Here is an 8,821-nt window from a genome sequence, read left to right on the forward strand (position 1 = left end):
CGCAAGACCAGGAAGACCAGCGAAGTGCCGATTAACAGAGCGGCTTGCAGGGCGAACACGATCACCGGCGCCCGAAGGTGTTCTGGGATCTTCATGATGTCTCCTTTCACCAGACGTGCATGGATACCGGGTCCGACCGGACTCACGGCAAAGACAGCATACGCCGGTCGCTACGGCGATTGCGCCCGTTAGCCGTGCGGAAAGTCACGCCGCAGCGTGCTGCCCGGATACCGGTGTTGGCGCCGTCAGCCGAGCTCGCGCGCCACCCGGAAACCGACGATATCGTTCGACAGCACCGCCGAGAAACCATTGCGCAGGGCCGAGCGCAGGTAGCGCGGGTTGTACAGCCACGAGCCGCCGCGCAGGATGCGGCGCGCATTGTCGCCGCCCTCTTCCCAGGCGCTGCCGTCGACGGGCGCGCCCTCGTAGGTGTCGTGCACCACGTCCTGCACCCACTCCCACACGTTGCCGTGCATGTCGTGCAGGCCCCAGGCGTTCGGCGCGAAGCTGCCGGCCGGGGTGGTGCCGCGCCGGAATTCGCCGCGCGGGCCGCCGTTGTAGGTGAAGGTGCCGTCGAAGTTGGCTTGCGTGGTGCTGATGGTGTCGCCGACATTGAAGGTGGTTCTGGTGCCGGCGCGGCAGGCGTATTCCCATTCGGCTTCGCTCGGCAGGCGGTAGCGCTTGCCGGTGGCTTCGCTCAGCCAGGCCACGTATTTCTGGGCGTCGAACCAGGTCACGCCCACCACCGGGTGCTCGTCGCTCTGCGGAAAGCCGGGCGCGGCCCAGTCGACCTCGCCCTGCGGCTGCCAGCCGCTGGCCAGCACGAACACGCGCCATTCGCCGACCGTGACCGGATAGCGGCCCAGCGCGAACGGACGCTCGATGCCGACCCAGTGCTGCGGCGTCTCGCGCGCCAGCCAGTTCTTCTGGGCGCCGGCCGCCATCGCGATGCGGCGCTCCTGCTCGGGTGAGCCCATCTGGAAGCGGCCGGCCGGAATCGGCGCCATCACCGGGCCGCTGCCGCTGCCGTCGAGGAAGGGGTCGCGTAGCAGGCTGCCAATCGGGACCGGCAGCGGGACCGGATCAGGCGCCGGCGCTTCGGGCGGCGTTTCGAACTGGGTTCGCGGCTGTGCGGCGTCGGCTTGCGGCCCACTCGTTTGGGTGGCGCGCGCGGCCTCCTCTTCGCGCGCACGCTTTTGCTGCGCCAGATATGCGGCGGCGGCCTTGGCCTGCGCCGCCTTGCGCTCGGCTTCTTCCTTGGCCGCGCGTACCTTGGCCACCTCCTCGTCGCGCTTGGCCAGCAGCTGCTGGCGCAGCGCCTCTTTACGCAGCTGGCGCGCTTCCTCGGCCGCCGCGCGTTCGCGCCGCTGCTGTTCGCGCAGCTGCATGCGGCGCTGCTCGTCGAGGCGCGCCTGCAGCGCGGCTGCCGCCTCGGCTTCGCGCTGGCGTTTTGCCGCCAGTTCGCGTTCGATGCGCTGCTGCTCGGCGCGCTGGGCGGCTTCCTGGGCGGCGACCACTTCCGGCGCCGGACCGGCGGCGGCGCGGATCGCATCCAATAAAGCATGCACAGTCGGCGGACGCAGCGCCGGGTCGGGCGCGAAGCCGGCGCGCAGCACTTCCCACTGGCGCGCGCCGAGCGTCTCCGGCACCTGGCCGCCGGCGCCGCCCGGCAGCACGCCGGTGAGCAGCTGGTGGATCATCACCGACACGGCATAGACGTCGAGACGCGGTTCGGGCACGTTGCCTTCGATGCTCGCTTCCGGCGCGCGGTAGCCGGCCGTGCCAGACGTCGCCGGCGCTTCCAGCGCAGCGGGGTGGTTGCCCTGGTTGCCGTTGCCGCCTGCCCGCGCGCGGGCGGCGATGCCGAAGTCGAGCAGCTTGACCTCACCCTTTTTGGTGACGAACACGTTGCCCGGCTTGATGTCGCGGTGGACCAGGCGGTGCCGCTCCCACGCGTAGTCGAGCGCTTCGGCCACCGGGTCGAGCAGCGCCAGCACGCGCTCGAGCGGAAGCCGTTTCTCGCGCGCGATCACCGCGTCCAGGTCTTCGCCCTCGAGGTACTCCATGATCAAAAAGAAGCTGGCCGTAGCCGGATCCTGCGCCCATTCGTAGACGCGCACGATGTGCTCGTGCGCCAGGCGGCGCGCGCGCGTGGCTTCCTGGATCAGGAGCTTGGCGTGGCTGGCGGCCTGGGTCAGCTGCGGCGGCAAAATCTTGAGCGCGACCTGGGCGCTGTGGCCCAGTTCAGCGTGGGTGGCAAGGTCGGTCGCCTGCCACACCTGGCCCATGCCGCCGTGGGCGATCAGGCGCTCCAGCCGGTAACGGCGGTTTTGGGGGCCGACTTCCTGCCCGGCGATCAGCCCGATCTCGGTGCCGGCGCGCACCAGCGGCGCCGCATCATGGTCGCTGATATCGGTGGCCGGGCGCGGCTTGCCCGGTGCGTAGACGGCATCGAGGATCGCGTTCTTGCGCAGGTCGAATTCCTGGCGGCTGAGCAGCCCGTCTTCGTGCAGCGCGCGCAGTTCGCGGATCTTGTCGATGGCAGTCTGCATTGATCGGTCAACGGTGCAGCGGCGAGCCGCACGCGGCGCAGAAGCGGTCCTCGGGCGCGGCCGGGTGGCCGTGGATGCACTGGCGCACTGCGCCGGCAACCGCGTTCGCCTGCGACGCCAGCGCCGCCTTGTTCACGTCGTTCTGGCGCTCCATCAGCTCGATCTGATGGCGGCGGTCCTTGTCGACTTCCTGCTCGCGGCGCGCCTGCTCGGCGCGCACCAGTTCCGCCGCCTCACTCGCGGTCAGCTTGCCGGCGCCGACCACGCCCGCGAGGGACGCCAGCTGGCCCGCGTCCATGGTCGCATGCACGCGCGTCTTCATGAAGTCGGCCAGGATCGCGGCATTCGCTTCGCCGGCGATCGCCAGCTTGGCGGTGTCGTCGAGCATGCCCATCATCTCGGCGCGCTGCAGTTCGTGGGCGCGTTCGGCTGCCAATGGCACCTGCGCCACTTCCTGCATCCGGCGGCCGTGTTCGGCATCCAGTTCGATGGTGCGCTGCAGCTTGTCGTGCCGGGCCTGGGCGTCGCGCGCGCCGGCGGCGCGCCGGGCGTCGCCGATGCGCTGACGCGCCTGCTCGTCTTCCCATTCCTGCCAGCGCTCGGCCTCGCGCCGGTGCGCCTGGTTCGCCGCTTCCAGCGCCTGGCGCTGTGCCACGTGTTCCAGTTCGCCGATTTCGCGCAGGCGGCGCGCGGCGTCCTGTTCATTCTGGCGCAGGCGCTGCACTTCGTCGCGCTGGCGCGCCGCGTCCTCGATCTGGCGCGCGGCCTCGATCTTGTGGCGGATCTGCTGCTGCAGCAGCTGCTGCGAAAAGCGCTGCTGCGCCAGCTGGCGGCCTTGCGTGGCTTCCTGCTGCGCCGCGGCCAGTTCGGCGCGCATGCACAGCTGGGCCAGCGCGCGCAGGTGACGCCACTCCAGCGCCTCGCCGGCGCGTCCGGCGTTCTTCCTGGCCAGGTCGTGTTCGAGTTCGGCCAGCACCTCGGCCGCGCCGGCGTCGACCGCCTGCTTGCGCGACTGCGCTTCGACGATGCGGCCATACAGCTCGATCTGGCGCGCGCGCACGGCGTGGGCGCGGTCGGCGCCCGTGAGGGACAGTTCGGCGCGCGCGATGGCGTCGTCCTGCTTCAATTCGGCACGACGGTAGCGCAGGCGCGCTTCCTCTTCGCTGCGCTTGATGCGCTGCCACTCCTCGGCGCTGTACAGCTCGTCCAGGTGGCGCGCGTGCGCCAGCTGCACGTGCTGTTCGTCGGCCGCCAGCCACAGGCTGCCGACGCGGGCGCGGTTGGCGTCGTACTTGTCGTGGCGCAGTTCGAGCGTGTCGACGCCGGTGACGGCCAGGCCGTATTCGGCCAGCAGCTGGCGCAGGCCGCCCTGCAGGCGCTGGTCCATCTGTTCGCGCAATTCCCGGTTGCCGGCCATCTCGCGGATCGAACGGGCGCCGACGAATTCGGCCACCAGCTGGCGCACCGGATGGTTCAGCAGTTCGCGCAGCTCGAGCACGCTGACGGTGCCGGGCGCGGTCATGAAGTGGCGCGCGAATGCCGGCACGTTTTCGATGCGCACCTGCAGCGCAAACCTGACGTTGATCGCCAGGTGCTCGCTGGAGGCGACGTCGTCGTACTCGAACGGGACCGGCAGCGCGCCGGTGCGGGTGACCAGGATCTCGGCGTGCTGGTCGCGCAGCAGGTGGTTCAGGCGCGTGAAGAAACCTTCGATCTCGTACTCGCCCTGCGGCACCTCGGTCGCCTTGTCGCCCTGCAGGATGAAGCCGCGCGCCGTGGCCGGCACGCGCAGCGTCTTGACGAACAGGCCGGAAAGTTCGCGCACGCCGAAGAACACGGCCAGTTCGTCGCTGCCCGCCACCCAGCGGTTCTCGATCAGCACCGGTTTGGCGCGCGGCGCGCCCAGGATCATGCCGCAGCCGGCGCAGTAGCTGGCTTGCGCATCATTCCTGCGCTCGCAGCGCGGGCAGCTGGCGCCTTTGACTCCGAACATCTGCAACATATCCGACTCCCCACTCTCTATGCGTGTACGTCGTTCCAATAAGCCTGCCGTGGAACCCGTGGATTCTAGCAGGGCGATGCCTGTTGGCACCCTGCCTGGCCCGCTATCGTGCGGGGGTCCCGGGCACTAGATGATGCCGATGCGCTCGACGCAGGCCAGGCTGGCGCCGCGCGCGCGCAGCGCGTCGCGCAGGCCCGCAATCAGCCCCGCCTGAAGGCCGGCTTCCCACTCCTTCGGCAGCAGCACGCGGTCGCCAGGCGCCGCTTCGCGCGCGATCAGTGCGCACTTGGCCTGCAGCGCGTCGACCGCTTCCACCTTGCCCGCATGCCATGCGCTGGAGCAGCCGGTCGCGATCACGCGCCCGCGCGCCAAAAATTCGCGGCCGCGCGCGATGCGGTCGGCCATCACCAGCGCGAACTGGTAAGAATCGCCCTGGAAGCGCGGCTCGCCGAAGCGCACCGTGGTGCGCCACTGGCCCTGGCCGCGGCCATCGAAGTGGCGCGCCGCCTGCAGCACGGCGCCCACCTGCGCCTGGCGCACCGGGTCCAGGTCGGGCACGGCCGGCACGTCCTCTTCATCCGCGCCGGCCAGCGGACGCACGCTGACTTCGACCCAGCCCAGGCTGTCCCCGGCGCCGCCGCTGTGCAGCGGGAACCAGGCGCGCGCGCTGGATACGCCGGCCGCCGGATCGGGCTGGCCGTTCAGCGCGCCCAGGTGCGGCAAGCCGCCGGGGCCGCCGGCCAGCACGCCGGCCGGGACGTTCAACAACGCACGGCCGTCGATCCGGCCCAGGTGCCAGGCGTCGGACCAGCCGTTGGCTGTCACCGCGCCGCGCGGCGCCTCAGGCAGCACAACCACGCCGCGCACCATGCGGTCGGCCAGCACGGCGGCCAGTTCCCAGTCGCGCCAGTCGCCGGGCGGCGCGCGGTCCAGGCCGAGCACAACCTGGTCGCGGCTATCGAAACGCGCTTCGGTGTGGCGCGCCAGGCGCACCACCCGCTGCATGCGTTCGGCCAGCTGCGGCGCGCCCGGCACGCTGCACTTGACGTCGGCGCGGCCGGTGCGCGGGCGGCGCGTGGCGGTAATCGTCAGCAGGCCGCCGTCGAAGGCGATGCTGCGGCAGACGGCTTCCTGGGGCGCGCTCACGCTGCGACCTCCTCGTCTTCTTCGACGCGTACCGCGCGCCGTCCCGCGGTGTCGTGTTCCAGGTTGGCGACGATGCGCTCGGCCTCGTCGAACAGCGGCGCGAGCGCTATTTCGCCACCGGTCTTGATGCGCGCCAGCAGCGCCCAGGCTTCGTCCAGCGCGGCGGCGGCGCGGCGGCTGTGGCGAGCGCGGCGCAGCTGTTCTTCCTGCGCCAATGGCTGGTTGGGCGCGCTCAATTCCAGCGCCGGCATGGTGCCTACCGCCAGGCTGACCAGGTCGAGGCGGCGCAGCAGTTCCTGCTGCTGGCGGAACTGTTCCTGCCCGGCCGGCAGCGCCGCCAGGCGGATCGCGCACATCAGGCATGGCAGTTCGAGGAACAGGCGGCGCAGCGCGCGTACGTCCTCGCAGGCCGGGACGAAGGCTTCCTGCACGGCGACCGTCGCCGCAACGTCCGGCTGCGCCAAGCGTGCTGCTTGTTGCTGCTCTTGCTGCGCCAGCCGCGTCTCCAGCATCCGCGCGTAGTCGCGCGCTGCGCCCAGGTCGACCGGCACGCAATCGTCGACCATCACGCCGAAGCGCGTGTACATCAGTTGATTGAAACCGGCGCGGAAAGCGTTCCACTCTTCCAGCGTGGTGCACGGCGGCAGGTCGAGATTGCCCTGGGCCAGTTCGCGCTGCAATGCGGTCTGCATGGCGGCGCTGAACTGCGCCAGCTCGACCCCGTCGCCGCCCTCGCTGGCCAGGAACAGGTCGAAGCGCTGGTGCGTGGCGCGCGGGTCGCTGGCGTCGATCGCGATGCTCACGCGCAGGCCGATCTCGGGCGCGGCCGCGAACGGCGACAGCTCGCAGCTGTACGGTCCCGGGTGCACGCACCAGGCGACCTCTCCCTCGTGCGCCGCGATCTTTCCGCCGGCTGCCAGGCGCCGGCTGCGGCCATTGCGGTCGACCAGCACCGCCGCGCAGCCCGGCGGCACGGCGGCGCCGTGTGGCGCCTGCAAGGCAAGCGCCGTCACGCCCAGGCGGGCGGCGTCGAAGTCTGGTTGCCGCGTCGCGCGGTGCAGGGAAAGTCGCAGGGAATTCTTGAGCAGCGAACCAAACATCTTTTTCCTTCCCGAAGCGTCACGCGACCGGCGTGACGTCGAAACGTGCTCCATGCTGCTGAAAATGCGCCGCCGGCGCTGCAGCGAAGGGCCACGGCCCCTCGCATTCGCCGTCGGCATCCAATGTGCCTTGCAGTACGGTGGCGCCGGCGCCGTCGCGCACCGCCACGTCCATTCTTGCGGCCAGCACCTGCGCCGCGCCCGCCGCTTGCGGGTCGAGCTGCAGGATCACCGCCAGCTTGCCGCCACTGTCGACGACATGCAAGCGCCACATGCCGTCGTCGGTCTGCAGCGGTGCGAAACCTGCGCCACTGTCGGCCGCGCGCAGCAGTCCGTGGCTGCCGGACCACGCTTGTTGCGTAGTCCGGCGGCGCGCCTCGGCCAGGGTCTTGAAGCGGCGCAGCGTCAGCGGCGACGCCTGCAGCGCCGCCCGTTCCCCGCTCGTCAGCGGACGGCTGCCGTCCAGCGCCGCCAGCAGCACGGCGTCGTCCAGCGTCAAGCGGTCGCCCTCGGTCCGTTGTCCGAGCAGCATCCGCGCCTGCAGTGTGCGGTCCAGTTGCGTCATGCCCATCGTCTTTCCTCCTCCTTGTTTGCCGGGGCGCCGTCACCGGGCGCCGCGTTCAAGTCCGCGATCGCGGCGTCGCGCCGCTTGCGCAGGGTCGGCAGCGAAACGCCGTCCAGCAGCGCCAGCTGCGCCATGGTCGGCAGCTCGCCGCTGGCCGGGTCCAGCCATTCGGACGGATAGCTGTCGTCGAATGGACCGAGCAGCTTGAGGTAGACCGCCAGCCGGACCGGCAGCGAGTGGTTCGCCATCTGCCGCGCCGCCCAGCTGGCGCGATCTTCCAGCGCTGCTGCTGCAGACAGATAGTCGGGGGGAAGAGAAAGCTGATGCGCCACCAGGGCCAGGCGCGCGGCGCCGGCGTCGTCATGCGGGGCCGGTGCGGATGGAAATTCGAGATCCGGCGCCGCCAGTTCATCCTGGCGCGCCTCGAGGATCTGGTCGGGGCCGGGCGTGGCGCCCTGCTCCGACTCGTTCAGCACGCGCCAGTAGTCGTCGAGCCAGGCGCCGGCATCCTCGCGGTCCTGCAGCCAGTCACGGTCGCCGTTGGCCGACAGCTGTTCGTACTCGCCGATCTCGCGCAGCATGGCGCCGATCTTGCCGGGATTGTCCTTCAGTGCGGCGAAGCGCTTCGATCTGGTGTGCAGCGGGCCCGGACCATCGCCGAACTGTTCCTGGCTCTCGCTCCAGCGCAGGATCCATTCGGGGCGGCAGTCGGCGATGCTGCGCAGCTGGCGCGCCTCGATCGGCTGCGCATCGATCGTGCGGCCCAGGATGGCCCCGACCTGCTGCAGGTGTTCGTGCCAGGCAGCGAACAGGCGCGCCAGCTCGTGATACGCCGTATCGAGCATGCGGTAGGCGTACATGCGGTTCGGGCTGCACTGCCGGCCGCACGCGGCCTGGTAGTTGTCGCTGTCGACCTTGTCGCGCAGGACTGCGTACAGGTCGTTGAATTTCTTGCGCAGCTGGGCTTCGCCGCCGGGACCGGTCCAGAAGGCGCCGGCGCGCGCGTGTTCGGCACCGACTGCCGCGCACAGAGCCGACCAGTCGGCGCGCCGCGCCTGCAGTTCGAAGACCAGGGTCAGGGCCAGCTCGGCCACGGTGTCGCCGTAGCTGTTGCCGGCTTGCGCCGAGCGGGCGCCGGCCGCGTAGAGCAGCGGCGCGACCGTTTCGACATAGGCGTCCAGGGAATCATCGGTGTCGCCATCCAGCAGCGAGGCCGGATCGAGACGGCCGAACGCCTGCAGGGAGCATTGCCCCAGCAGCTTGCGGACCTGCTCCCAACCGTGTTCCTGGTACCGGGTTCCCGGCAAACGCATACCTTCCTCGCCCTCGATTCAGTCCGCATTCCGTTTTTGTGGCGGATTGAAACAGATGATGCCATACAAACACGGTTTTGAGGCGCGCTGGAGAAGGCTATTTCCGTTCTTCCAAACTTATGCAAATCTAACCGGAATTAGCT

The 8,821-nt window shown here is 70.3% G+C and carries 6 protein-coding genes; all 6 read right to left on the minus strand.

Features of this window, described 5'->3' with window-relative positions; translation table 11 throughout:
• Nucleotides 1–245: 245 nt before the first annotated feature.
• Entirely contained in the window at nucleotides 246–2,552 is a 2,307-nt protein-coding gene (locus tag QPK27_RS23705; RefSeq protein WP_290420636.1) for a bifunctional serine/threonine-protein kinase/formylglycine-generating enzyme family protein, read from the minus strand.
• Between the two features lie 7 nt (nucleotides 2,553–2,559).
• Nucleotides 2,560–4,545 carry an SPFH domain-containing protein gene (locus tag QPK27_RS23710; RefSeq protein WP_290420637.1) on the minus strand — a complete coding sequence of 662 codons (1,986 nt, stop codon included), beginning with the start codon at nucleotides 4,543–4,545 and terminating at the stop codon, nucleotides 2,560–2,562.
• Nucleotides 4,546–4,680: 135 nt separating this feature from the next.
• Nucleotides 4,681–5,700 carry a hypothetical protein gene (locus QPK27_RS23715; RefSeq protein ID WP_290420638.1) on the minus strand — a complete coding sequence of 340 codons (1,020 nt, stop codon included), beginning with the start codon at nucleotides 5,698–5,700 and terminating at the stop codon, nucleotides 4,681–4,683.
• The gene (locus QPK27_RS23720) at nucleotides 5,697–6,800 is read right to left on the minus strand and encodes a hypothetical protein (RefSeq protein ID WP_290420639.1); all 1,104 of its coding nucleotides are present in this window, start codon (nucleotides 6,798–6,800) and stop codon (nucleotides 5,697–5,699) included. The genes QPK27_RS23715 and QPK27_RS23720 overlap by 4 nt, the downstream gene beginning before the upstream one ends.
• Nucleotides 6,801–6,819: 19 nt before the next feature.
• Complete coding sequence (locus QPK27_RS23725) at nucleotides 6,820–7,365, minus strand: hypothetical protein (RefSeq protein WP_290420640.1); 546 nt, start codon at nucleotides 7,363–7,365, stop codon at nucleotides 6,820–6,822.
• Nucleotides 7,362–8,678 carry a hypothetical protein gene (locus QPK27_RS23730; protein ID WP_290420641.1) on the minus strand — a complete coding sequence of 439 codons (1,317 nt, stop codon included), beginning with the start codon at nucleotides 8,676–8,678 and terminating at the stop codon, nucleotides 7,362–7,364. Before QPK27_RS23730 ends, QPK27_RS23725 begins: the two co-directional genes overlap by 4 nt.
• Between the last annotated feature and the right edge of the window lie 143 nt (nucleotides 8,679–8,821).

This window comes from Massilia sp. YIM B02443 (assembly GCF_030411955.1).
In the GTDB taxonomy this organism is placed as follows: domain Bacteria; phylum Pseudomonadota; class Gammaproteobacteria; order Burkholderiales; family Burkholderiaceae_D; genus Telluria.

Bases quoted from the DNA above. Each gene is read 5' to 3' on its own strand.
- QPK27_RS23725 (WP_290420640.1), bottom strand. From the start codon at position 7,365: ATGACGCAACTGGACCGCACACTGCAGGCGCGGATGCTGCTCGGACAA.
- QPK27_RS23705 (WP_290420636.1), bottom strand. From the start codon at position 2,552: ATGCAGACTGCCATCGACAAGATCCGCGAACTGCGCGCGCTGCACGAA.
- QPK27_RS23730 (WP_290420641.1), bottom strand. From the start codon at position 8,678: ATGCGTTTGCCGGGAACCCGGTACCAGGAACACGGTTGGGAGCAGGTC.
- QPK27_RS23720 (WP_290420639.1), bottom strand. From the start codon at position 6,800: ATGTTTGGTTCGCTGCTCAAGAATTCCCTGCGACTTTCCCTGCACCGC.
- QPK27_RS23710 (WP_290420637.1), bottom strand. From the start codon at position 4,545: ATGTTCGGAGTCAAAGGCGCCAGCTGCCCGCGCTGCGAGCGCAGGAAT.